Origin of the sequence: Pseudomonas sp. RC10-4-2 (assembly GCF_050433085.1) — a bacterium.
GTDB lineage: Bacteria > Pseudomonadota > Gammaproteobacteria > Pseudomonadales > Pseudomonadaceae > Pseudomonas > Pseudomonas aeruginosa.
In genome coordinates this window covers 1,318,354-1,341,137 of record NZ_JBNPXX010000001.1, presented here as the reverse complement: position 1 = coordinate 1,341,137, position 22,784 = coordinate 1,318,354, and the positions used below count along the sequence as shown (strand labels likewise).

The following is a 22,784-nucleotide window of genomic DNA, read 5'->3' as shown; positions in this document are numbered from 1 at the left end:
AAGGCGAACGCGTGCCTTGAAATATACAGACCTGTCTGTCTAATATCCAGACACCAATACCCGCCTGGAACCCTCAGATGAAACTCCATGACCTGGATCTCTCCGGCAACGCCTACAAGGTCCGCCTGTTCCTCTCCCTCATCGGCCGCGAGGCGACGCTGCGGCCGGTCGATTTCCTCAACCGCGAGCACAAGACCCAAGCCTTCCTCCGCATGAATCCCCGCGGGCAGATCCCGGTGCTGGAAGACGGCGAGCTGCAACTGGGCGACTCCCATGCCATCCTCGTCTATCTGGCGCGACGCCATGCCGATCCCGTGTGGTATCCGCTCGACCCCGTCAGCCAGGGCCGAATCGCCTACTGGCTCAGCTATTCGGCCAACGAGGTGCAGAACGGTCCGGCCAGCGCCCGGCTGATCGCCCGCTTCGACCTGCCGCTGGATCGCGAGCAGACCCACCAGCGAGGCCTGGAAGTGCTGCGCCTGGTCGAGCGGCACCTGGCCGAGCATCGCTGGCTGGCCCAGGGCGAACAGCCGAGCATCGCCGACGTGGCCCTCTACCCCTACCTGGCCCTGGCCCCCGAGGGCGGCCTGGCGCTGGACCACTACCCGGCGCTGAACGCCTGGATCGCCCGCATCCGCGCGCTGCCCGGCTACATCCCGATGCCCGGCCTGTAGCTCGACAGGAGGCAGCATGAGCCAGGAACAGAACCCCTTCCACGCCGGCGAACTGGCGATCCAGGAACGCGCCGGCGTTCGCGAGCAGGTCGCCGGCTTCGGCAGCCGCGCGATCCGCACCTTCATGCCGGACCAGCATCGGGAGTTCTTCGCCCTGCTACCGCTGTTGCTGGTGGGCAGCCTCGACGCCGACGGCTACCCCAGCGCCTCGGTGCTCTGGGGCCCCCCCGGCTTCGCCCGTTCGCCGGAACCGACCCGCCTGCGCATCGACAACCTGCCGCAAGCGGACGATCCGCTGGCGGCCAATCTCGAGGCTGGCACCCGCCTCGGCATCCTCGGCCTGGAATGGCCGACACGCCGCCGCAACCGCATGAATGGACGGGTCCTGGCGCGGGACGGAAAGGGTTTCACGGTCGGCGTCGAGCAGTCCTTCGGCAACTGTCCCAAGTACATCCAGGCGCGCAGCCATCAGCCCGTCTCCAGGATCGCAAGTCCCGCGTTGCAGGGCGAAGGACTCGATCCGCGCTGGCTGTCGCTGGTCTCGCGCAGCGATACGCTGTTCATCGCCAGCCAGCATGCCGACCCACTCAGGGGCGGCGTCGACGTCTCCCATCGGGGCGGGCCGCCGGGCTTTCTCCGGCTCGGCGCGGATGGCCGCCTGTGGTTGCCCGACTACGCCGGCAACCGCCTGTTCAATACCCTCGGCAACCTGCTCCAGGAGCCTCGCTGCGGCCTCCTGTTCATCGATTTCGACAACGGCGACCTGCTGCACCTGCACGCCGAGGCCGAGCTGTTCTGGCCGGGTTCGCAGCCATCCATCCCCTGGCCCGCCGGCGCCGAGCGCCTGCTGGCGTTGCGCCCCGCAGGCTGGCGCTGGCGGCGCGGCCGCCTGCCGCTGGCATTCGGCGAGCCCCAGCCATCCCCTTTTCTTCCTGCCGGTGAATCTTGATGCCTTTCCTGTATCGCCTTGCCTCGTTGTTGATCGCCCTCCTCGTCCTGCCGGTGCAGGCGGCGGAAATGCGAGTCGCCCTGTTGCGCACCTCGGGAGTGGAAACCCTCGATGCGCTCACCGTCGACGGCGGCTCCTGGGTGCGCCGGGTGCCGCTCAGCCATACCGCGGTGCTGATCGAGCACCACGCCGCCACCCTGCTCTTCGACACTGGCCTGGGGCGCGACATCGACGCCCAGTTCCGCGCCGACATGCCTTGGTGGGCAGCGCCGCTGTTCGCTTACCAGAAAGTCGTCCCGGCGCGCGACCAACTGGACGCAGCCGGTATCCGCGTCGATCGCATCCTGCTGTCCCACGCACACTGGGATCACGCCTCGGGCCTGGTCGACTTCCCCGAAGTACCGGTCTGGGCACCCTACGAGGAGATCGCCTTCAGCCGCATCGCCACCCCGCCGGCCGCCTTCCCCAGCCAATTCCGCCATGGCGTGCGCTGGCGACCTTACAGCTTCGATCCGCAGCCGTTCATGGGCTTCGACGAAAGCCTCGACCTGTTTGGCGACGGCCGCCTGGTGCTGGTCCCCCTGCCCGGCCATACGCCCGGCTCGGTCGGTCTGTTCGTCACCCTCGACAGCGGGCGCCGGCTGTTCTTCAGCGGCGACACCAGTTGGCGACTCGAAGGCGTCGAAGGCCCACGGCAGAAATTCTTCGCCGGCCGCGCCCTGGTCGATCGCGATCCCGCGCGCACCCTCGCGCAACTGGCGAAGATCCGCCTGCTGCTCCGCAGCGACCCGCGCCTGAGCGTGATTCCGGCGCACGATGCGCGGGTCCAGGCCGCCCTGGGCTACTTCCCGCACTGGCTGGAATAGCGGGAAAGCCCGTCCTAGACAGGGTTCGTGCCAATTCGCGGCCACCCTCGACTAATGTCTAACAGTGGCCGTCTTCCTGTAGTGCTTAAGTAACCGGGCTGTCACAGGCCGACGTGGCGTCACGCCGCCGCCATCGGCCTGCCCCAAGCGCTCGAGGAGACAATAACAATGAGCATGACCCCGATCGCCCGTGCCGTGGCTTTTGCCGCGCTGGGTTCCAGCATTACCGTCCCAACCCTGGCCCATGCCGAGTTCATCAAGGACAGCAAGGCCAGCATCGAACTCCGCAACTTCTACTTCAACCGTGATTTCCGCCAGGAAGGCGCCAGCCAGTCCAAGGCCGAGGAATGGGCCCAGGGCTTCCTCCTGCGCTACGAGTCCGGCTACACCGAGGGCACCATCGGTTTCGGCGTCGACGCCATCGGCCTGCTCGGGGTGAAGCTCGACTCCAGCCCCGACCGCAGCGGCACCGGCCTGCTCAAGCGCGACCGCGAGACCGGCCGCGCCCAGGACGACTATGGCGAGGCAGGGATCACCGCCAAGCTGCGGGCGTCGAAGAGCACCCTGAAGATCGGCACCCTGACCCCCAAGCTGCCGGTGATCATGCCCAACGACAGCCGCCTGCTGCCACAGACCTTCCAGGGCGGCGCGCTGAACTCCATGGAGATCGACGGCCTGACCCTCGACGCCGGGCGCCTGAAGAAGGTCAACCAGCGCGACTCCTCGGACAACGAGGACATGACCATCACCGGTGGCGGCAAGCGCAACATCGTGGTCCGTTCCGGGCTGACTTCGGACAAGTTCGACTTCGCCGGCGGCAGCTACAAGTGGACCGACAACCTCAGCACCAGCTACCACTACGGCAAGCTCGACAACTTCTACAAGCAGCATTACCTCGGCCTGGTGCACACCCTGCCGATCGCCGACAAGCAGTCGCTGAAATCCGACATCCGCTGGGCGCGCTCCACCGACGACGGTTCCAGCAACGTCGACAACAAGGCGCTCAACGCCATGTTCACCTACAGCCTCGGCTACCACGCCTTCGGCGTCGGCTACCAGAAGATGAGCGGCGACACCGGCTTCGCCTACATCAACGGCGCCGACCCCTACCTGGTGAACTTCATCCAGATCGGCGACTTCGCCAACAAGGACGAGAAATCCTGGCAAGCGCGCTACGACTACAACTTCGCCGGCGTCGGCATTCCCGGCCTGACCTTCATGACCCGCTACGTCAAGGGCGACAACATCGACCTGCTGACCACCTCGGGCGAAGGCAAGGAATGGGAACGCGACATGGACATCGCCTACGTGTTCCAGAGCGGCCCGTTGAAGAACCTCGGGGTGAAGTGGCGCAACGCGACCATGCGCACCAACTACACCAACGACTACGACGAAAATCGCCTGATCGTCAGCTACACGCTGCCGCTCTGGTAACGGCAGGCCCCGCGGATAGCCGCGCTACGGCCATCCGCCCCTCCCCAGAGCCCCGCGGCGGAACGAAGAGGCCACCCTTGGGTGGCCTCTTTCATGGCGGGATGCCTCGCTCGCAGCGTGCAGGACGGATAGCGCCTGGGGCGTTATCCGCCGATACCCCACCGGACCAAGGAAGTCCGCCCCCTCATTCGTGGCTGATCGCGCCGATCTTGTGAATCGACAGGTCCGCGCCGTAGTACTCCTCCTCCTGGCTCAAGCGGATGCCCAGCAGCGCCTTCATCAGCCCATAGACCAACAGGCCGCCGGCGAAAGCCACCGTCACCCCCAGCAGGCTGCCGAGCGCCTGGCTGGCCAGGCTCACCCCGCCGAGCCCACCCAATGCCTGCTGGCCAAAGATGCCGCAGGCAATCCCGCCCCAGACCCCGCAAAGACCGTGCAACGGCCAGACACCGAGGACGTCGTCGATCTTCCAGCGCACCTGGGTCGCGGTGAACGCCCAGACGAACAGGGCCCCCGCCACCAGGCCGGTAGCCAGCGCGCCGATCGGATGCATCAGGTCGGAACCGGCGCACACCGCCACCAACCCGGCCAGCGGACCGTTGTGCAGGAAACCCGGGTCGTTGCGGCCGATCAGCAGCGACGCCATGGTGCCGCCAACCATCGCCAGCAAGGAGTTGACCGCCACCAGCCCGCTGACCCCAGCGAGGGTCTGGGCGCTCATCACGTTGAAGCCGAACCAGCCGATGATCAGGATCCACGACCCCAGTGCCAGGAACGGGATGCTCGACGGCGCCATCGCCACCAGCTTGCCGTCGCGATAGCGGCCGTTGCGGCTGCCCAGCAATAGCACCGCCGCCAATGCCAGCCAGCCGCCCAGCGCATGCACCACCACGGAGCCGGCGAAATCGTGGAAGGGCGCGCCGAACTCCAGCTTCAGCCATTCCTGCAAGCCGAAATTGCCGTTCCACACCAAGCCTTCGAAAAACGGGTACACGAAGGCCACGATCAGCGCCGTGGCGCACAACTGCGGACCGAACCTGGCACGCTCGGCGATGCCGCCGGAGATGATCGCCGGGATTGCCGCGGCGAAGGTCAGCAGGAAGAAGAACTTCACCAGCGCATAGCCACTGTCCACGGTCAGCGCCGCCGCCGGATGGAAGAAAGTCACGCCGTAGGCAATCCAGTAGCCGACGAAGAAATAGGCCAGCGCCGAGATGGCGAAGTCGGACAGAATCTTCGACAGGGCGTTGACCTGGTTCTTCAGGCGCACGGTGCCCACCTCGAGGAAGGCGAAGCCGGCATGCATCGCCAGCACCATCACCGCTCCGAGCAGGATGAACAGGGTATTGGAGCCGTGGATCAGGACTTGCACCGCACTATTCAGGTTATCCATGGATTGAGGCAGCCTTCGCGCGTAGAGAGAAAGCACCAGAAACGCCCACGCCCGCCCTTCAACGCACCATGACGAAGCAGTAGTCGTCGTGCGAACCGCCGCTTTTCTTCGGCAGACGTTTCGCAAGGTGCCTGAGGCAGCATGGAAAGCTCCCGGACTTTCCTTGATTTTCATTGGGTTGGACGTTCATCCCGAAGTACCCTCCGGGAGCGCCTGGCGCCCTCGCAAGGGGCATTCCGGCCGACGTGCGCACCAGGGAATTGCAAGCGCCATACCAGTTCGCGCCCCGTTGCGAGGCAGCCGGATGGGCGTCATCTCGCCGCAGCCGCGCCGACAGGCACGCTGTGGCAGTCTTTAATGAAAGGAACGCCGGGAGCGACCGGTAACGCGCGGAAATTACCCACCGGTTGAACCTTCCGCCCCGCGCTCGGCTCGAAAAAAACACACCCCATGACCAGAGGAGCTCGTCATGCCCCGCAAGACCACTGCAAACGCAGCAAAGGATGAACTGTTGGCTGAATTCCAGGCACTGGTCGCCGATACCGAGAAACTCCTGCAAAGCACCGCCGACGTGGCGGGCGACCAGGCCGAAGAAATCCGCGGCAAGATCCACGACAGCCTCAAGCGCGCTCGCGATACCTTGCGCGACACCAAGGACTCGCTGAAGGACAACGTCCGCGAACGCAGCCAGGCCGCGGTGGACGCCACCGAGGTGTACGTCGGCGAACACCCCTGGCAGAGCATCGGCATCGCCGCCGGCGTCGGCTTCCTGCTTGGCCTGTTGGTCAGCCGGCGCTGAGCCATGAGCGAAGGAAAGGACCCGGCGGACGGCCGCCCCTCCCTGCGGCGCTTCGGCGCCGCCTTCCTCGGCCTGTTGCACGGTCACGTCGAGCTGTTCGGCATCGAGCTGCAGGAACAGAAGGCCAACACCCTGCGCCTGCTGCTGTTCGCCGGGCTGGCCCTGGTATTCGCCCTGCTCCTGCTGGTCGGCCTGTCGCTGCTGGTGCTGATCGTGTTCTGGGACACCAACCGGCTCGCAGCGGCGCTCGGGTTGTGCCTGTTCTACGTGATCGGCTCGCTGTTCTGCGGCTGGCGCCTGTACCAGTCGATCAACGACGAAAGCTCGCCGTTCAGCGCCACCCTGGAAGAACTGGCCAACGACCGCGAGCGACTGCTGCCATGACAAGGAAACGCGCATGAGCCAACTACCGGTGAACGCGACCGGCCTGTCGCGTCGCGAATTGCGCAAGGCGGTGATCCGCCTGCGCCTGGAAATGCAGCGCCAGCAATTGCGTCGCGAAAGCCAACTGCTGGTGCAACCCTTCCGCCAGGCCCAGGGGCTGGGCCACAACCTCAGCCAGCAACTGTTCGGCGGTGGCAATGCGGCGCTCTGGGGCGCCGGCGGAGCCGCACTGCTGGGCGTACTGCTTGGCAAGGGCGGACGCTGGCAGCGTCTGCTGCGCCTGGGCGTCGCCCTGGCCCCGCTGTTGCTCGGCCTGCGCAAGCAGAAAGGCCGTTGAAGGATGCGCCGACCGGCAACGGTCGGCGCCTTCCGTTTCCCCAACGCGACGATTGAGCTTGCCAAGGCAAACCGTTAGCGTGTCCGCATCGCCTCAGCGCATCCCTGGAATTCCCGATGGACTGGCAGACCCTGCTCACCCGCGAACGGCTCGGAAAGCCGGTACACAGCAACGATGAACTGGGCCGCAGCGCCTTCCACAAGGACCATGACCGGATCATCTTCTCCGGCGCGTTTCGCCGCCTCGGACGCAAGACCCAGGTCCATCCGGTCTCCAGCAACGATCACATCCACACCCGCCTGACCCACTCCCTGGAAGTCGCCTGCGTCGGCCGCTCGCTGGGCATGCGGGTCGGCGAGATCCTCCGCGAGGAACTACCCGAGTGGTGCGACCCCAGCGACCTCGGGGTCATCGTCCAGTCGGCCTGCCTGGCCCACGACATCGGCAACCCACCATTCGGGCACTCCGGCGAAGACGCGATCCGCAACTGGTTCCAGCAAGCCGCCGGACGTGGCTGGCTGGACGAGATGAGCGACGCCGAGCGTTCCGACTTTCTCCACTTCGAAGGCAACGCCCAGGGCTTCCGGGTCCTCACCCAACTGGAATACCACCAGTTCGACGGCGGCACGCGGTTGACCTACGCCACCCTGGGCACCTACCTGAAGTACCCCTGGACCTCGCGCCACGCCGAAGCGCTGGGCTACAAGAAGCACAAGTTCGGCTGCTACCAGAGCGAACTGCCGCTGCTCGAGCAGATCACCCATAAGCTCGGCATGCCGCAACTCGACGACGAGCGCTGGGCTCGCCATCCGCTGGTCTACCTGATGGAAGCGGCGGACGACATCTGCTACGGCCTGATCGACCTCGAAGACGGCCTGGAAATGGAGCTGCTCGAATACAGCGAGGTCGAGGCGCTGTTGCTCGGCCTGGTCGGCGACGACCTGCCCGATACCTATCGCCAACTCGGCCCCAGGGACTCCCGCCGGCGTAAACTGGCGATTCTCCGCGGCAAGGCCATCGAGCACCTGACCAATGCCGCCGCCCGTGCCTTCGTCGACCAGCAGCAGGCCCTGCTCGCCGGGCAGCTTGCCGGCGACCTGGTGGAACACATGCATGGCCCGGCCAAGCTCTGCGTGCAGCGGGCCAAGGCCATCGCGCGGGAAAAGATCTTCCAGGACAAGCGCAAGACCCTCCACGAGATCGGCGCCTACACCACTCTGGAGATCCTCCTCAACGCCTTCTGTGGCGCCGCGCTGGAGCAATACGGCGGGCATACGCCGTCGTTCAAGAACCGGCGCATCCTCGACCTGCTCGGACGCAACGCGCCCGACCCGCAGTGGCCGCTGTACCGCGCCTTCCTCCAGGTGATCGATTTCATCGCCGGCATGACCGACAGCTACGCCACGGAAATGGCCCGGGAAATGACCGGACGCTCGAGCCCCTCCTGAAAGGAAGGGCTCATACCGCAGCGCCCGCCAACTGCTCCTGGAGTTCCTCCTGCAACGCCTCCAGGGCCAGCCGGAGTCTTTCGCCAGGCGTCTGCAGGCACTCCCCGTCACCACTTCGCCGGCAGGCGTCCTCCAGGGCCTCGCAGGCCTCCAGCAGGGTACGCGCCCCGATCATCCGTGCGGCGCCCTTGATGCGGTGGGCATGCTCGGCGAGCCGGGTCCTGTCGCCCTCGCGCAGGAGGATGGCAAGGCGCTGGAGGTCCTGACGGTTGCTGCCTAGCAGGGTCTCCAGCAGTTCGCGCAGCCGTTCAGGGCGGCCGCCACCGAGGCTGCTGAGAGCGGCTGCATCATAGAGCCCCCGGGGCTGCGCGGCGTCGCGTCCGAAAGAGGTCACGAGGTAGTTGCGCAGGGTCTCCAGGCCGAGCGGCTTGAACAGGCAATCATCCATGCCCGCGTCGCGGCAGCGCTGTACCTCGTCCGGCTCGGCGTCGGCGGTATAGCCGAGGATCAGGATCGGCGCGCGTCGCTCGCACCGTTCCTGGATGCGTATCCTGCGTGCCAGCTGATAGCCGTTCAGGCGCGGCATGTTGCAGTCGCTGATCAGCACCTCGAAGCGCTCGTCGGCCCAGAGCTCCAGCGCCACCTGGCCATCCTCCGCTTCCGCCACCCGGTGGCCGAGAAACTCCAGTTGCTGGCGCAGCAGTACCCGGTTGGGCGGATAGTCGTCGGCGATGAGGATATGCAGGCGGCGAGACGGCTCCATGGATGCTGCCAGCGGGTCCTGGCCGGATTCAGGCATTTTCGGCCCGCACTGGCGCAAGAGCAGGTCGAGCGACACCCGGGTGCCTTTGCCCGGCTCGCTGTGCATCTCGACATCGCCGCCCATGAGGTCCACCAACTTCCGACAGATCGCCAGCCCAAGGCCGGTCCCGCCCTGCACCGTGCGTCCCTTGGCCACCTGGATGAAAGGCTGGAACAGGCGCGCCTGGTCCGCCGGAGCGATACCGATACCGGAATCCTCCACGTCCACCCGGACGATCGCCCTCCCCTCGTCCAGGCTCCTTTCCTGGAGACGGATCGTCACCTGTCCCCGCTCGGTGAACTTGATCGCATTGCTCACCAGGTTGGAGAGCACCTGCTTGAAGCGCAGGGGATCGATCAGCACGTCCCGTCCCGGGGCATCGTCCAGCTCCACAACGAGCCTCAGGCCTTTCTGCCGGGCCAGGCCTTCGAACATGCGGCGCACCGACTCCACGACATGGCGCAGGCGAACCCGCTCGGGCGTGAGGGTCAGGTGACCGGACTCGATCTTGGCGACGTCGAGGATGTCGCCGATTAGCAGTTGCAGCGACCCCGCTGCCTCGTAGGCGACCTCCAGCGAGGCGCGTTCGCGCTGCTCCGGCGCCAGGCGCTGCAGGACCAGTTCGAGGATGCCGATGACCGCATTCATCGGCGTACGGATCTCGTGGCTCATGGTCGCCAGGAAGACGCTCTTCGCCCGATTCGCCTCGTCCGCCTGGCGCATCGCCTCGCGCAACTGGCGGGCCAGGCGCTCCCGTTCGGTGATGTCGATCCAGCCGTTCATCAGGCCGAGCACCCGGCCCTGGCGATCCCTGTAGGGCGTGACCCAATGGTGGATCTCCAGCAATTGCCCGCCGATGCGCACCGCCATGTCGGTGAAGCTCGCCGTTCCTCCCCGAGCCACCGCCAGGCACTGCTGGTGCATGAGCCGTGCCTTGCTGCCCTCGACCCAGTCGGAATCGGTCAACAGGGTGCCGCGGGCCTGCTCACGGGTCATCCGCAGGCTTTCCAGGTAATTGCGGTTGCAGGCCAGCAGGCGACCGTCGAGCGTGCGGATGCTCACCGGGTAGGGAATCCCGTCGACCAGCGCCTGCTTCAATGCCAGGCGGCCGCTCAGGTCGGCTTCGGTACGTTGCCAACGCCTGAGCCTGAGCTGCAGGACGGTATTCCAGCCCAGGCATCCGACGCAGACCAGGCAGGCCACCAGCAGGCCGAGCACCAGGCTGGAAGGGGACGGCGAGCGCAGCCCGTCGGCAGCCTGGTGTAGCGGCGCTTCGACGACCGCATCGGCGCCCTCCGGACGATCCGGAGCGGGAATCCGGAGCATGGAAGCATATTCGCCAGCCGTCGCCCTCGCCGGAACGGCATATCCCGCCATGCAGGCGAATATGAGAAGCAGGCCGAGCATGCACGCACTGCGTTTCTGGAACTTCATTCGGTTCCGGCCCTTAGATAAGCGTATTGCGTTTGGCGAACTCGATGAGATCCACCAGCGAGCCGGCGTTCAACTTCAACAACAAGCGCGCCTTGTAAGTGCTGACGGTCTTGTTGCTGATAAACATCTGCTCGGATATCTGCTTGTTCGAATAACCCTGGCTGAGGTATTGCAATACCGATACTTCGCGATCGGACAGGCGTCCGAGCAATTCCACATCGTCGGAATAGGCGCCCTGTTGCACAGGACGCATGGCCGAGCTGGGAAAGTAACTGTATCCCGAGGCGACCGCATTCACCGCCGTCACCAGTTCGGCCAGTCCGCCCTGCTTGCAGACGAACCCGGCTGCGCCCGCCTGCATGCTGCGCAGGGCGAAGAGCGAGGCGCTCTGGCCGGTCAGGACGAGGATCTTCAGGGGCAACGCCAGCACCATCAGGCGGCTGATGACCTCGAGGCCGTCCAGCCTGGGAATGCCGATATCGAGGATGACCAGGTCCGGCTTCAGCTCCCGCCCGAGGCTGATGGCATCCACGCCATTATCGGTATCGCCGACGATCTGGTGCCCTTCGGCTTCCAGCAACATCTTCATGGCCATGCGAATCACGGGATGATCGTCGACTATCAGGATACGGCTCATTGTCTGATTTCCTTGCCAATAAAAATTCAGAAAAAATTCTCCTGAGCAAGATATAGACGGGAGCCATATTGTCGAGATACTCGATGGCAACTCATATACTTTAAGGAATATTCTCACGGAAACTTAATTTATTTCTTACGGCGAATTCAAAACCTCGTATATTGCCAAGCAATTGGCCTGGTTATCTGCATGAAAAACACCCGCATATATACGCGCCTTCCCGGCTCGTTATCTGCCAGAGCGAGTTGAATAGTTCGTCAGGGGTTTCGGAGTATTGCTATCCGCATGTACGGCCACAAGCCGCCGACATGCCTTGGCAGGGCAAAGGGAAGCACGACGGGCGCCGGGCCAGATAGCGCCGGAGCAGGATCGAAAGGGAGGGAAGACGCGACCGCCATCCTCGGGCGGGATGGCGGCGCTATCGCTTAGAGCTTCGGCAGGACAGGCTGTTCCGGGTACCAGGCGTCGACCAACGCGCCGACCTCGACGCTGGCCAGTTCCGGTTGCTGCTTCAACCAGGCCTCGATCAGGGCCCGCTGCTCTTCATTGACCGAGCCACGGCGCGCCAGGCAGACGAAACCGAATTCGTCGCAGCCGCCATAGGTCAGTTCGTTGGCTTCGATCGCCTGATCGATGAAGCGCAACATGAAAGCGTTCACCGCATCGGCATCCACGCCTTCCTTGTAGTGGAAGTTCAATTCGAAACCCAGCTCCTGGAATTCATCGACGCACAATTTCTTGCGCAGGCGGCGGGAACGATTCGTAGCCATGGCGGCATCTCCTGGATTGACGCTCCATTGGCGGAGCCTCGCATTACAGACAGTAGCCGACGCCGCTGGAGCCGCGGGCGAACCCCGGCAAGCCGCGCGACGCGGCCGGATTGCCGGCGCACTCTACCAGTTCCGACCATTCGGCGATATGACGGCGAACTCCGCGAAACTCCAGCGCATCGTTATCCGCCTTGCGGCATAATGAGCAAGACGGCCTCTTCGCGTGATGTCCGTCTCTTTTTTCAGGTTCGCTTCGTTTTTCATCTTCATTTCATTTTCTACCCTCCGTCTTCAAGGGTTCTTCATTAATGTTCAAGTCGCTGCGTACTCTTGCCTTCGCCACGCTCCTGCCTTTCGCCCTTCCCACCCTCGCCCAGGTCAACGCCACCCTGCCGGCCAACGTGCAGAAAGCCCTGCAGACCAACAAGCTGACCGGCAACGATCTGTCGCTGGTGCTGATTCCGCTCGACGGCCCGGGCAACCCCACCTACTACAACGCCGACGTATCGGTGAACCCGGCCTCGACCATGAAGCTGTTCACCACCTATGCCGCCCTGGAAATGCTCGGCCCGACCTACCAGTGGAAGACCGAGTTCTACACCGACGGCCAGCTCAAGAACGGAGTGCTCAACGGCAACCTCTACCTCAAGGGCGGCGGCGATCCGAAACTGAACATGGAGAAGCTCTGGCTGCTGATGCGCGACCTGCGCGCCAATGGCGTGACCAAGGTCACAGGTGACCTGGTACTCGACCGCAGCTACTTCAACATCCCGCAGTTGCCGGTATTCAACGACGACGGCGGCGACGACACCAAGCCGTTCCTGGTCGGTCCGGACTCGCTGCTGGTCAACCTGAAGAGCGTGCGCATGGTGGTGCGCACCGACGGCAACAAGGTCAACGTGCAGATGGACCCGCCGCTGGCCAACGTACGCATCGACAACCAGGTGAAGATGACCGCGCCGGCCACCTGCCCAGCCTGGCCGAAGCTGCGCTTCAGCCCGGTGACCCAGTTCGACGGCACCACCCTGCTGGCCACCGGACAGATTCCCCAGGGCTGTAGCGCGCAGACCTACATGTCGCTGCTCGACCACCCCGGCTACACCGCCGGCGCGGTGCGCGGCATCTGGCAGGAACTGGGCGGCAGCATCCTCGGCAAGGACCGCCAGGGCAGCGTACCGCGCAACGCCACGCTGATCGCCAAGGCCTTCTCGCCAGATCTGGTCGAGATCATCCGCGACATCAACAAATACAGTAACAACACCATGGCCCGACAGTTGTTCCTCTCCATCGGCGCGCAGTTCCGCAACAGCGCCGACGGCGACGACGCCCAGGCCGCGCAGCGGGTGGTGCGGCAGTGGCTGGCGCGCAAGGGCATCACCGCGCCGCGCCTGGTGATGGAGAACGGCTCGGGACTGTCGCGCCAGGAACGGGTCAGCGCCCGTGAGATGGCGGCGATGCTGCAAGCCGCCTGGCACAGCCCCTATGCACCGGAGTACATCTCATCGCTGCCGCTGGCCGGCCTCGACGGCACCATGCGCAAACGCCTGCGGCGCACCGCACTGGTCGGCGAGGCGCACGTGAAAACCGGCACCCTCAACACCGTGCGCGCCCTCGCCGGCTTCAGCCGCGACGCCAGCGGCCACAACTGGGTGGTGGTGGCGATCCTCAACAGCCCGCGGCCGTGGGGCGCTTCGGCGATCCTCGACCAGGTACTGCTGAGCCTGCACGCGCGGAAATAAGGCGCAGTACGAAAAAAAGGCCGCCAGCGGTTGCCCGCCGGCGACCTTTTGCATGAATGCCGCTCGCCTCAGCGAACGGTGATTCTCCAGGCCCGATGGATCTTCGGATTACGCGCGAAATCCGGATCGAGGGTTTCGCCAGTGATCTCTTCGACCGCATAGCGGGCCTGCACGCTCTCGTCCAGTTCGAACTTGCGGAAGTTGTTGGAGAAATACAGCACCCCGCCCGGCGCCAGCCGCGCCATGGCCAGGTCGAGCAGTTCGACGTGGTCGCGCTGCACGTCGAACACGCCTTCCATGCGCTTGGAGTTGGAGAAGGTCGGCGGGTCGATGAAGATCAGTTCGTACTGGCCATCGTCTTCCCGCAACCATTCCATCACGTCGCCGTGCACCAGGCGCTGCTTGTCGGAAAAGCCGTTGAGCGACAGGTTGCGGCGCGCCCAGTCCAGGTAGGTCTTCGACAGGTCGACGCTGGTGGTGCTGCGCGCGCCGCCCCTGGCCGCATGTACGGTGGCCGTGGCGGTATAGCAGAACAGGTTGAGGAAGCGCTTACCGGCCGCCTCCTTCTGGATGCGCAGGCGCATCGGCCGGTGATCGAGGAACAGCCCGGTATCCAGGTAATCGGTCAGGTTCACCAGCAGGCGCACATCGCCCTCACCCACCTCGAGGAACTTGCCCTCGCTGCTCTGCCGTTCGTACTGCTTCTTGCCGGCCTGGCGCTCGCGGCGCTTGACCACCACTCGCTCCTGGGCAACGCCCAGGGTCTGCGGAATCGCCGCCAGGGCGTCGAACAGGCGCGCCTGGGCTTTTGCCGGATCGATCGACTTGGGCGCGGCGTACTCCTGGACGTGAACCCAATCGCCGTAGATATCCACCGCCAGGGCATACTCCGGCATGTCGGCGTCATACAGGCGATAGCACTCGATCTTGTCGCGGCGCGCCCATTTGCCCAGTTGCCGGAGGTTCTTCTGCAGGCGATTGGCGAACATCTGCCCGCCCTCGCTCAGCCGTGCCGGCTCGCTCGGCGCCCGCGCCAGGCCTTCGTCGTTGCGTTCGCCACGCTCGCCGGTGACGAACTGGCGCGGCTCGACCTGGATCATCAGCAGCTTGCAGGCCAGCGCGCCGTTCCAGAACGCGTATTGCTTATGGCTGCGGATGCCCATGCGCTTGCCCAGTTCCGGCGCCCCGGTAAACACCCCGGCGCTCCAGCCGATGCAGCTCTGGCGCAGGCGCTCGCCGAGGTTCTGGTAGAGATACAGCAGGCTGGCTTCGTCGCCGAGACGCTCGCCATAGGGCGGGTTGCAGATCACCAGGCCGGTCTGGCCCTTGTCCGGGCGCGGCTCGAAAGTCGCCAGTTCGCCCTGGTAGATCTTCACCCAGTCGGCCACTCCGGCACGCTCGATATTGTTGCGCGCCGGCTGGATCAGGCGCGGGTCGGCCTCGTAGCCGCGAATCCACAACGGCGGCCTGGCCAGGCCGGTCGCCGCGCGCTGCTGGGCTTCCTCGTGGAGCTTGCGCCACAGCGCCGGCACGTGACCCAGCCAATTGCTGAAGCCCCAGCGCTCGCGCCTGAGGTTCGGCGCGATATCGGCAGCCATCAGCGCCGCCTCGACCAGGAAGGTGCCGACGCCGCACATCGGGTCGGCCAGGGCACCGCCCTCGGCGGCGATCTTCGGCCAGCCGGCACGGATCAACACCGCCGCCGCCAGGTTCTCCTTCAGCGGCGCGGCGCCCTGCTGCAGACGATAGCCGCGCTGGTGCAGGCTATGCCCGGAGAGGTCCAAGGAGAGGGTCGCCTGGCCGCGGTCGAGGTGCAGGTGGACGCGCACGTCCGGATTGACCTTGTCCACCGACGGGCGTCGGCCGGAGCGCTCGCGCAGGTTGTCGACGATCGCATCCTTGACCTTCAGCGCCCCGAAATGGGTGTTGTCGATGCCCGAGCCCTTGCCGCTGAACTCCACCGCCAGCGTGCCGCCGGCGTCCAGGTGGTCTTCCCAGTTCACCGCGTGGACCGCCATGTACATGGACTCGGCGTTCTCCACCGGGAATCGCGCCAGCACCAGCAAGACCCGGTTGGCCAGGCGCGACCAAAGGCAGAGGCGATAGGCCACCTCCAGGCTGCCCTGTCCGCGCACCGCCGACACCTGGGCGCGCGCCTCGTCCAGGCCGAGCCCCTGCGCCTCTTCGAGGAGCAGGCTTTCCAGGCCTTTCGGGCAGGTCAGAAACAATTCGTAAACATCAGCCATATCGCCTTCCCGGGCCGTAGCCCTTGTCAGTGGAAGCACCCTCATGGGCACTTCTTTGGCACCAGGTGCCGTGGTTCGATTGCCGGAACGCTCCCGGCGTTGCTCGCTGCGACCCCGAGTCGCAGTCTGGGCGACCCTTCGTCGGAATGCGAGGAAATCTCAATTGGTGGGGGTGCAAAACGTTATAAGGCGCAACCCCGCGACCCTACGGCGTTAGCGCCGGAAACCAGGCGTCATGAGCCTGCAACATATGGCCCTATCGACGAAAGCGTTAAGTCTTTATGACAAATCGGTCATTCACACGCCTGAACGCTTTGGTTAGAACTCCAGTTAATCCGCCACCGCAACGGTGTCGGGCGAGGGTCGTCACGCCGGCAACGACCCCTTTCGGCGAAAGCTTCGCCAGGCCTCCCCTGGGGGCCAACGGGACATAACAGTCAACAAGTGAGGGCAACACCCTATGAGAAGACTTAAGCGTGATCCGTTGGAAAGAGCCTTCTTGCGTGGTTATCAGAACGGCATAACCGGTAAATCTCGTGATCTTTGTCCGTTCACCCATCCTACGACGCGGCAGTCCTGGCTCAACGGCTGGCGCGAGGGCCGTGGCGACAACTGGGACGGCCTCACTGGCACGGCCGGCTTACAACGTCTCAATCAACTCCAGCACGTGTAAGCGACAACACGGATAGCACCGATTTCCCCAAGGCACGCCCCATCCGGGCGGCGGGCGCAAGCCCAAGGGCTCCGCAAGGAGCCCTTTTCAATTCCGCCGCGGCAAAGCGGCGATGGCATCCACCGCTTCGCGGATCAACGCCGGTCCCTTGTAGATGAAACCCGAATAGATCTGCACCAGGCTCGCCCCGGCGGCGATCTTCTCCGCCGCGTGCGCGCCCTCGGTGATACCGCCGGCGGCGATGATCGGCAGCCGTCCGCCCAGTTCGCCGGCCAGCACCTTCACCGTGTGCGTGCTCTTTTCCCGCACCGGCGCGCCGGACAGGCCACCCGCCTCGTCGCCATGCGGCAGGCCTTCCACGCCTTCGCGGCCGAGAGTGGTATTGGTCGCGATCACCGCGTCCATCCCCGCCTCGACCAGCGCCGCGGCGACCAGCGCGGTCTCTTCGTCGGTCATGTCCGGGGCGATCTTGATCGCCAGCGGTACCCGCCGGCCATGCCGCAGCGCCAGCGCTTCCTGGCGCTGGCGCAGTGCCTCCAGCAGTTGCTTGAGCGAATCGCCGAACTGCAGGCTGCGCAGGCCGGGCGTGTTCGGCGAGCTGACGTTGACGGTGACGTAGCTGGCGTCGGCGTAGACCTTGTCCAGGCAGATCAGGTAGTCGTCGACCGCGCGCTCCACCGGGGTATCGAAGTTCTTGCCGATGTTGATCCCCAGTACGCCGCGATACTTCGCCGCGCGCACCCGTGCCAGCAGGTGGTCGACGCCGTGGTTGTTGAAACCCATGCGATTGATGATCGCGTTGGCTTGCGGCAGGCGGAACAGGCGCGGCCTGGGATTGCCCGGCTGCGGTCGCGGAGTGACGGTGCCGATCTCGATGAAGCCGAAACCGAGCTGGCCGAACCCGTCGATGGCGTCGCCGTTCTTGTCCAGGCCCGCGGCCAGCCCCACCGGGTTGGGAAACTCCAGGCCCAGCACAGAGACCGGCAGACTGGCCGGCTTGGGCGTCAGCAGGCGGTTCAGGCCCAGGCGGCCGCCGGCCCCGATCAGGTCGATGGACAGTTCGTGGGAGGTTTCCGGGGACAGTTTGAACAGCAGCTGGCGGGCCAGGGTGTACATGGTCGGGTATCGGTCGGCAGAATGAAGGGTGCCGATTATAGCCGTCGAGCGCCCGCTCAGGCGAGGCGTTGCAGCGCCAGCAGGCGGCCATCCTCGCTGAAATCGAGGCGGAACGTGCCATGCACGCCATCGTGGCCGATGAACGGACGCAGGTGATGGGCCGGCAGGTTCACCCGGCGACCGTCGCGGCTGCGCAGCAGGACCCGATTGGCCCTGCCGCCGTAGATGGCCTGCAGGCGTTCGCCGGACAGGGCGATATCCATGATGAGACTGGGCATGGAGCCCCCCGCTTGAATGAACCACGACAGCTTGCCACAAACCACGCGGTTGAATGTCACGCCCGAACCTGTGCTTCAATGGACGGACCGTCGCCGTCCCCTCCCACCCCTTTCCGCGTCGGTCGCCGAGCCCGAGGAGCCCTCCGTCGATCATGAGTTCCAACTCGCGTAGCAACAGCACCTTCACCGGTCGCCTTTCCGCACTCGCCAACCGCCTGCGCCTGGGTGCCGCGCGAAGCGATGGCCGGGAGCTGCGCGAACGGGCGGCCGCCCTCGAGCTGCCGTTCCAGCCATTGCGACGGCCGGAGCCGAGCGTCTGGTGGCAGGCCGGACCGCCCCTGCACACCCTGGTCGACCTGCCGCGCGGCGCGCTGTCCGGCCCGGTCCAGGAAGACAAGGCGGAAGCCCACGCGGTCCTCAAGCGCCTGGTGCGGGTCAGCCACTCCACCCTGGAGTCGGTCGACCTGAAGACCATCGAAGGCGTATGCAGCCGCGAGATCCTCGTCCAGGCACCTTGCCCACGCCTGGAAGACCTGGCCACGGCCGAGGTCTGCCGGGGCGTACGGATCATCAGCTACAAGGATTTCGTCAAGGCCCTGAGCCTGGCCCTGCCGCGTTTCACCAACGGCGACAGCATCCGCCTGCGCCAGGCCGCCTGGCACGGCGAGCGCCTGTTCTGGGCGGGCGAACGTCAGGCCTGCGCCTTCGCCGCGGCGATCGTCTACGCCCGCCGCCGCGAACTGGAACTGAAGCTGCCGGCACACCTGGAACGCTACGAACTGGAGCCCGGCGCGCTGGACGAACTGGAACAGCGCTACCACATGCTGCGGATTCCGACCCAGGCCTGGTCCGAGCCGACCTTCATGAGCCTGCTGCTGGATACCGGCCTGCCCTATGCGCGACTCGCCCTGTTCACCCCGGAAACCCCGGAGTGCCTGTTGCTGCCCCGCAACGACGAACGCGCCGATGCCCTCGGCGAAGGTCTGCGGGCGGCTGGCGCGGCAGACGTGGTGAAGTATCTGAAGCAACTGTAGGCAACCGGCCAGGACTGGCCAGCTCGCGCCCTGACGTGCATCCTCCAGCAGACCCACACAGGAGCGATCGCATGTCCCTACCCCGCCTCAGCCTCTGTCTCGCCCTCGCCTGCGGGCCGGCGCTGGCCAGCCAGGAGCCGGTCTACGGCGAACGCCTGGAAGGCTTCGACTACGCCTATCCGGTGCATTATCTGGACTTCACCTCCCAGGGCCAGCCGCTGAGCATGGCCTACCTCGACGTCGCGCCGAAGAAAGCCAACGGCCGCACCATCCTGCTCATGCACGGCAAGAATTTCTGCGCCGGGACCTGGGAGCGCACCATCGACGTGCTCGCCGACGCCGGCTACCGGGTGATCGCCGTCGACCAGGTCGGCTTCTGCAAGTCGAGCAAGCCGGCCCATTACCAGTACAGCTTCCAGCAACTGGCAGCCAACACCCACGCCCTGCTGGAACGGCTCGGCGTCGCCCGGGCCAGCGTGATCGGCCATTCCATGGGCGGCATGCTCGCTACCCGCTACGCCCTGCTCTACCCGCGGCAGGTCGAACGACTGGTGCTGGTCAACCCCATCGGTCTGGAGGACTGGAAGGCCCTGGGCGTGCCCTGGCGCAGTATCGACGACTGGTACAGGCGCGACTTGCAGACCAGCGCCGAAGGCATTCGCCAATACCAGCAAGCCACCTACTACGCCGGCGAATGGCGCCCCGAGTTCGATCGCTGGGTACAGATGCAGGCCGGCATGTATCGCGGCAAGGGGCGCGAGTCGGTGGCCTGGAACTCGGCGCTGACCTACGACATGATCTTCACCCAGCCGGTGGTCTACGAACTGGACCGGTTGCAGATGCCGACCCTGCTGCTGATCGGCGAGAAAGACAACACCGCCATCGGCAAGGACGCCGCGCCGGCAGAACTGAAAGCCAGGCTGGGCAACTACGCGCAACTGGGCAAGGACGCCGCCCGACGGATTCCCCAGGCGACCCTGGTGGAATTCCCCGACCTTGGCCATACCCCGCAGATACAGGCTCCGGAACGCTTCCACCAGGCACTGCTGAAGGGTCTGCAAACCCAGCCCTGAACCATCCACCGGCGGCGCTCTCGCCATCGGCTTCGCCGCGCCTTGCCCGGCGTCAACACCGATGCCTGCCGCCGGCGTTTCACTGCACTGGCTGCGCGACGACGCGTAGCTCGCGTCGCGCAAGCCCACCCACGCCGCGGCCGTTCCCATCCACATGGAGGTTCATCGTGTTCCCTTGCCAACCCCGTTCGCTACTCGCCGGCGTCCTGCTGGCGAGCGCCCTGCCCGCTCACGCGGAGCTGCCCCACGCGCCCGCCTACATCGATGACAGCGCCTACCCGGCCGCGGCCCGCCAGCGCATCCTGCCACCGATGTTCGAGCAGAAGCTGGGCAGCCTGCGCTACCTCGCCAAGCCCGGCGACCCCTTGATCACCCAGGCCGAGAGCAGCGACTTCCAGCGCACCAGCGACTACCGCGAGACCCGCGCCTACCTGGAGAAACTGGTAGCCGCCTCCTCCGGCCGCATCGCCCTGCGCGAGTTGCCCGAGCGCAGCGCCGAGGGTCACCCGATGCTGCTGGTGACCGCCTCCACCGAGGCCGACAAGTCCGCCGCCGGCCTGAAGCGCTCCGCCAAGCCGACCTTGCTGGTGGAAGCCGAGATCCATCCCGGCGAGGCCAACGGCAAGGACGCCATGTTCATGCTGCTGCGCGACATGAGCGCTGCCGACCGCCCGCTCGCCGGGCTGCTGGAGAAGATCAACCTGCTGTTCATCCCGGTGGTCAACGTCGACGGCGACCTGCGCCGCAGCGCCTACGGGCGGATCAACCAGAACGGCCCGCGGGAGACCGGCTGGCGGGTGAACGGCCGCAATCTCAATCTCAACCGCGACTTCACCAAGCTCGACAGCGCGGAGATCCGCAACGTCGCCTGGGTGTTCAACCACTACGAACTGAGCTTCTTCGCCGACACTCACTCCACCGACGGCGCCATGTATCCCTACGACAGCTCCTACTGCCACAACGGCAATGGCTGGTCACCGGCGAGCAGCGCCTGGATGGACCAGGTCATGCGCAAGCCGGTGTACCAGGCGCTGGAAAGCCTCGGGCACATGGTCCATGAATGCATCAGCCTGAACGACAATCAGGATCCGACCCAGGGCTACTACCCCTACCGCACCGACCTGGCGCGCTTCTCCAACCAGTACGGCGACATCCGCAACGTGCCGTCGATCCTCATCGAGCAACACGCCCTGCATCCGTACAAGACCCAGGTGCTGGGCAACTACGTGATGCTCAAGGCGATGTTCGAGGTGATCGGCGAGCAGGCCGCCAGCCTGCGCCAGGCCATCGCCAGCGACCGCGAGCGCCTGCTGCGGCAGAAGGAGGTGATCCTCACCTGGAAGCCCGGCGAGACCGCCGAGACGCCATTCGTGGTCGGCGACTACCGCTACGAGCAATCGCCGGTCACCGGGGCCCGCACCATCGTCTGGAGCAACCGGCCGAAGACGCTGAAACTGCCGGTGACCGACAACGGCGTACCCGACCTGGTGGTGCCGCGTCCCCAGCGTTTCATCGTCCCGGCGCAGTGGCACGAAGTGATCGCCCGGATCAAGGCCCACGGCATCCGCTACACCACCCTGGAGCGTCCGACCGAAATCGCCGTGACCCTGTACCGCATGGACGACATCAAGCTCGCCGATGGCTTCGAACCGGATCGCGTGCAAGGCAACCGGATTCCGGGCTACGAAGGTCGCCTGCTGGTCAGCGGCACGCCGAAGCCGTTCCAGCGCTTGCAGACCTTCCCGGCCGGCTCGCTGTCGATCGACACCGCCCAGCCGCTGGGCGTCCTGGCCATCGACCTGCTGCAACCGCAGAGTCCGGATTCCTTCTGGTCCTGGGGCTTCTTCAATTCCACCCTGGTGGCCGCCGAGGAGCCGGAGGAATACGTGATGGAGCCGATGGCGCGCAAGATGCTGGCGGAAGACCCGGCGCTGAAGGCCGCCTTCGACAAACGCCTGCGCGAGGACAAGGCCTTCGCCGCCGATCCGCAGGCGCGCCTGCAATGGTTCTACCAGCGCACGCCGTTCTACGACGTGAACGCCTTCGTCTATCCGGTAGGAGTGGTGTTCTGAGGCCCTCCTGGGGCTGACGGCGGATAACGCTGCGCGTTATCCGCCCTACCGCTGAGCTTCGGGAGCCCCGTTGCCTCTCCCGCTTGCGGGAGAGGGCTGGGGAGAGGGAGCCGGCCTCAGGTACCGTCGGTGGGTGTGGGCAGGTTGCTTCTCGGCTTGCGCTTGCGCCTGGGTTTCGGTGGTTTTTCGGGTGGCGGCGACAGTTCCCGCTTGCGCAGCTTCTTGAGGATTTCCCGATGCTTCTCGCGCCAGGCCGGCACGTCGAGACCGTGGAGTTCGAGCAGCTCGGGGTTGCGCTCCACCAGATAGACCGCCGCTTCCTGGGCGGCCTCGGCGATCTTCCAGGCGATCGACTGCGGTTCGATGCTGCCTTCATAGGCGATCCAGTCGCTGAACTCCGGAAAGGTCCCGCAGACCTTCTCGAAATCCTCGTCGTGCATGCGCTGCCGGCCACTCTCGATGTTCTCAAGGCGTTTGGGATCCATGCCGACCACCTCGGAAAACTGCGGTCGGTTCAACCCCGTCAGCCCGCGCAACCCGAACAGGCGCTCGCCGGCGCGAAACAGACAGCGCTTCCTCACTACATAGACCATGTACAGATACTTCCCTTCGTTTCTGGCGCGATG

Annotated in this window: 21 protein-coding genes; 13 read left to right on the top strand and 8 right to left on the bottom strand. The window is 65.5% G+C overall.

Annotated elements, in window-relative coordinates:
- The first annotated feature begins 77 nt into the window (after positions 1 to 77).
- The 4 genes from FHW81_RS06265 (at position 78) to opdQ (ending at position 3,923) form a co-directional block, all read left to right on the top strand.
- On the top strand, positions 78 to 674 hold the full coding sequence (locus tag FHW81_RS06265; protein ID WP_003091251.1) for a glutathione S-transferase family protein: 597 nt from the start codon (positions 78 to 80) through the stop codon (positions 672 to 674).
- A 16-nt stretch (positions 675 to 690) separates the two neighbouring features.
- Positions 691 to 1,623, top strand: a complete 933-nt coding sequence (locus FHW81_RS06260; protein ID WP_034012478.1) for a pyridoxamine 5'-phosphate oxidase family protein — start codon at positions 691 to 693, stop codon at positions 1,621 to 1,623.
- The gene (locus tag FHW81_RS06255) at positions 1,623 to 2,489 is read left to right on the top strand and encodes an MBL fold metallo-hydrolase (RefSeq protein ID WP_003109616.1); all 867 of its coding nucleotides are present in this window, start codon (positions 1,623 to 1,625) and stop codon (positions 2,487 to 2,489) included. Before FHW81_RS06260 ends, FHW81_RS06255 begins: the two co-directional genes overlap by 1 nt.
- A gap of 168 nt (positions 2,490 to 2,657) precedes the next feature.
- A complete protein-coding gene (opdQ, locus tag FHW81_RS06250) occupies positions 2,658 to 3,923 on the top strand; it encodes a porin OpdQ (protein WP_003091257.1) in 1,266 nt (421 codons plus the stop codon).
- A gap of 184 nt (positions 3,924 to 4,107) precedes the next feature.
- Here the strand turns inward: opdQ and FHW81_RS06245 are convergent, their stop codons facing one another.
- Positions 4,108 to 5,316 carry an ammonium transporter gene (locus FHW81_RS06245; RefSeq protein WP_003091258.1) on the bottom strand — a complete coding sequence of 403 codons (1,209 nt, stop codon included), beginning with the start codon at positions 5,314 to 5,316 and terminating at the stop codon, positions 4,108 to 4,110.
- 469 nt (positions 5,317 to 5,785) lie between these two features.
- On the opposite strand from FHW81_RS06245, the gene FHW81_RS06240 reads away from it, so the two are divergent.
- The 4 genes from FHW81_RS06240 (at position 5,786) to FHW81_RS06225 (ending at position 8,284) form a co-directional block, all read left to right on the top strand.
- On the top strand, positions 5,786 to 6,115 hold the full coding sequence (locus tag FHW81_RS06240) for a DUF883 family protein (protein WP_003091262.1): 330 nt from the start codon (positions 5,786 to 5,788) through the stop codon (positions 6,113 to 6,115).
- A 3-nt stretch (positions 6,116 to 6,118) separates the two neighbouring features.
- On the top strand, positions 6,119 to 6,499 hold the full coding sequence (locus FHW81_RS06235) for a phage holin family protein (RefSeq protein WP_003091263.1): 381 nt from the start codon (positions 6,119 to 6,121) through the stop codon (positions 6,497 to 6,499).
- Positions 6,500 to 6,512: 13 nt separating this feature from the next.
- A complete protein-coding gene (locus tag FHW81_RS06230) occupies positions 6,513 to 6,836 on the top strand; it encodes a hypothetical protein (RefSeq protein ID WP_003103249.1) in 324 nt (107 codons plus the stop codon).
- A gap of 116 nt (positions 6,837 to 6,952) precedes the next feature.
- A complete protein-coding gene (locus FHW81_RS06225) occupies positions 6,953 to 8,284 on the top strand; it encodes a deoxyguanosinetriphosphate triphosphohydrolase (protein ID WP_003091265.1) in 1,332 nt (443 codons plus the stop codon).
- Positions 8,285 to 8,294: 10 nt separating this feature from the next.
- Here the strand turns inward: FHW81_RS06225 and FHW81_RS06220 are convergent, their stop codons facing one another.
- From FHW81_RS06220 to FHW81_RS06210, 3 genes are all read right to left on the bottom strand, one after another.
- Positions 8,295 to 10,520 carry an ATP-binding protein gene (locus FHW81_RS06220; protein WP_121417883.1) on the bottom strand — a complete coding sequence of 742 codons (2,226 nt, stop codon included), beginning with the start codon at positions 10,518 to 10,520 and terminating at the stop codon, positions 8,295 to 8,297.
- Between the two features lie 13 nt (positions 10,521 to 10,533).
- A complete protein-coding gene (locus FHW81_RS06215; RefSeq protein ID WP_003091268.1) occupies positions 10,534 to 11,157 on the bottom strand; it encodes a response regulator transcription factor in 624 nt (207 codons plus the stop codon).
- 425 nt (positions 11,158 to 11,582) lie between these two features.
- On the bottom strand, positions 11,583 to 11,927 hold the full coding sequence (locus FHW81_RS06210; protein ID WP_003091271.1) for a YggL family protein: 345 nt from the start codon (positions 11,925 to 11,927) through the stop codon (positions 11,583 to 11,585).
- A gap of 308 nt (positions 11,928 to 12,235) precedes the next feature.
- Here FHW81_RS06210 and dacB point away from each other — a divergent pair, with 308 nt between their 5' ends.
- Complete coding sequence (dacB, locus tag FHW81_RS06205) at positions 12,236 to 13,666, top strand: D-alanyl-D-alanine carboxypeptidase/D-alanyl-D-alanine endopeptidase (protein WP_003160657.1); 1,431 nt, start codon at positions 12,236 to 12,238, stop codon at positions 13,664 to 13,666.
- A 68-nt stretch (positions 13,667 to 13,734) separates the two neighbouring features.
- On the opposite strand, the gene rlmKL is transcribed toward dacB, so the two are convergent.
- Positions 13,735 to 15,912 carry a bifunctional 23S rRNA (guanine(2069)-N(7))-methyltransferase RlmK/23S rRNA (guanine(2445)-N(2))-methyltransferase RlmL gene (rlmKL, locus tag FHW81_RS06200; protein WP_003103239.1) on the bottom strand — a complete coding sequence of 726 codons (2,178 nt, stop codon included), beginning with the start codon at positions 15,910 to 15,912 and terminating at the stop codon, positions 13,735 to 13,737.
- A 460-nt stretch (positions 15,913 to 16,372) separates the two neighbouring features.
- Between rlmKL and rmf the strand changes: the two genes are divergently transcribed.
- Complete coding sequence (gene rmf, locus FHW81_RS06195; RefSeq protein WP_003103238.1) at positions 16,373 to 16,585, top strand: ribosome modulation factor; 213 nt, start codon at positions 16,373 to 16,375, stop codon at positions 16,583 to 16,585.
- Positions 16,586 to 16,672: 87 nt separating this feature from the next.
- Here rmf and FHW81_RS06190 read toward each other — a convergent pair whose 3' ends face one another.
- Together FHW81_RS06190 and FHW81_RS06185 are read right to left on the bottom strand one after the other, a co-directional pair.
- Positions 16,673 to 17,701 carry a quinone-dependent dihydroorotate dehydrogenase gene (locus FHW81_RS06190; protein WP_003103236.1) on the bottom strand — a complete coding sequence of 343 codons (1,029 nt, stop codon included), beginning with the start codon at positions 17,699 to 17,701 and terminating at the stop codon, positions 16,673 to 16,675.
- 56 nt (positions 17,702 to 17,757) lie between these two features.
- The gene (locus tag FHW81_RS06185; protein WP_003103227.1) at positions 17,758 to 17,979 is read right to left on the bottom strand and encodes a DUF2835 domain-containing protein; all 222 of its coding nucleotides are present in this window, start codon (positions 17,977 to 17,979) and stop codon (positions 17,758 to 17,760) included.
- 152 nt (positions 17,980 to 18,131) lie between these two features.
- On the opposite strand from FHW81_RS06185, the gene FHW81_RS06180 reads away from it, so the two are divergent.
- From FHW81_RS06180 to FHW81_RS06170, 3 genes are all read left to right on the top strand, one after another.
- Positions 18,132 to 19,013 carry a DUF6685 family protein gene (locus FHW81_RS06180; protein ID WP_003091277.1) on the top strand — a complete coding sequence of 294 codons (882 nt, stop codon included), beginning with the start codon at positions 18,132 to 18,134 and terminating at the stop codon, positions 19,011 to 19,013.
- Positions 19,014 to 19,084: 71 nt separating this feature from the next.
- On the top strand, positions 19,085 to 20,086 hold the full coding sequence (locus FHW81_RS06175; RefSeq protein ID WP_009876773.1) for an alpha/beta fold hydrolase: 1,002 nt from the start codon (positions 19,085 to 19,087) through the stop codon (positions 20,084 to 20,086).
- Positions 20,087 to 20,253: 167 nt separating this feature from the next.
- The gene (locus tag FHW81_RS06170; RefSeq protein WP_003130643.1) at positions 20,254 to 22,158 is read left to right on the top strand and encodes a M14 family metallopeptidase; all 1,905 of its coding nucleotides are present in this window, start codon (positions 20,254 to 20,256) and stop codon (positions 22,156 to 22,158) included.
- A 116-nt stretch (positions 22,159 to 22,274) separates the two neighbouring features.
- Here FHW81_RS06170 and FHW81_RS06165 read toward each other — a convergent pair whose 3' ends face one another.
- Positions 22,275 to 22,751, bottom strand: a complete 477-nt coding sequence (locus FHW81_RS06165) for a helix-turn-helix domain-containing protein (protein ID WP_003103222.1) — start codon at positions 22,749 to 22,751, stop codon at positions 22,275 to 22,277.
- Positions 22,752 to 22,784 lie beyond the last annotated feature (33 nt).

Excerpts from the sequence above, each read along its gene's own strand:
- FHW81_RS06265 (WP_003091251.1), top strand. The coding sequence starts at position 78 with ATGAAACTCCATGACCTGGATCTCTCCGGCAACGCCTACAAGGTCCGC.
- FHW81_RS06260 (WP_034012478.1), top strand. The coding sequence starts at position 691 with ATGAGCCAGGAACAGAACCCCTTCCACGCCGGCGAACTGGCGATCCAG.
- FHW81_RS06255 (WP_003109616.1), top strand. The coding sequence starts at position 1,623 with ATGCCTTTCCTGTATCGCCTTGCCTCGTTGTTGATCGCCCTCCTCGTC.
- opdQ (WP_003091257.1), top strand. The coding sequence starts at position 2,658 with ATGAGCATGACCCCGATCGCCCGTGCCGTGGCTTTTGCCGCGCTGGGT.
- FHW81_RS06245 (WP_003091258.1), bottom strand. The coding sequence starts at position 5,316 with ATGGATAACCTGAATAGTGCGGTGCAAGTCCTGATCCACGGCTCCAAT.
- FHW81_RS06240 (WP_003091262.1), top strand. The coding sequence starts at position 5,786 with ATGCCCCGCAAGACCACTGCAAACGCAGCAAAGGATGAACTGTTGGCT.
- FHW81_RS06235 (WP_003091263.1), top strand. The coding sequence starts at position 6,119 with ATGAGCGAAGGAAAGGACCCGGCGGACGGCCGCCCCTCCCTGCGGCGC.
- FHW81_RS06230 (WP_003103249.1), top strand. The coding sequence starts at position 6,513 with ATGAGCCAACTACCGGTGAACGCGACCGGCCTGTCGCGTCGCGAATTG.
- FHW81_RS06225 (WP_003091265.1), top strand. The coding sequence starts at position 6,953 with ATGGACTGGCAGACCCTGCTCACCCGCGAACGGCTCGGAAAGCCGGTA.
- FHW81_RS06220 (WP_121417883.1), bottom strand. The coding sequence starts at position 10,520 with ATGAAGTTCCAGAAACGCAGTGCGTGCATGCTCGGCCTGCTTCTCATA.
- FHW81_RS06215 (WP_003091268.1), bottom strand. The coding sequence starts at position 11,157 with ATGAGCCGTATCCTGATAGTCGACGATCATCCCGTGATTCGCATGGCC.
- FHW81_RS06210 (WP_003091271.1), bottom strand. The coding sequence starts at position 11,927 with ATGGCTACGAATCGTTCCCGCCGCCTGCGCAAGAAATTGTGCGTCGAT.
- dacB (WP_003160657.1), top strand. The coding sequence starts at position 12,236 with ATGTTCAAGTCGCTGCGTACTCTTGCCTTCGCCACGCTCCTGCCTTTC.
- rlmKL (WP_003103239.1), bottom strand. The coding sequence starts at position 15,912 with ATGGCTGATGTTTACGAATTGTTTCTGACCTGCCCGAAAGGCCTGGAA.
- rmf (WP_003103238.1), top strand. The coding sequence starts at position 16,373 with ATGAGAAGACTTAAGCGTGATCCGTTGGAAAGAGCCTTCTTGCGTGGT.
- FHW81_RS06190 (WP_003103236.1), bottom strand. The coding sequence starts at position 17,701 with ATGTACACCCTGGCCCGCCAGCTGCTGTTCAAACTGTCCCCGGAAACC.
- FHW81_RS06185 (WP_003103227.1), bottom strand. The coding sequence starts at position 17,979 with ATGCCCAGTCTCATCATGGATATCGCCCTGTCCGGCGAACGCCTGCAG.
- FHW81_RS06180 (WP_003091277.1), top strand. The coding sequence starts at position 18,132 with ATGAGTTCCAACTCGCGTAGCAACAGCACCTTCACCGGTCGCCTTTCC.
- FHW81_RS06175 (WP_009876773.1), top strand. The coding sequence starts at position 19,085 with ATGTCCCTACCCCGCCTCAGCCTCTGTCTCGCCCTCGCCTGCGGGCCG.
- FHW81_RS06165 (WP_003103222.1), bottom strand. The coding sequence starts at position 22,751 with ATGGTCTATGTAGTGAGGAAGCGCTGTCTGTTTCGCGCCGGCGAGCGC.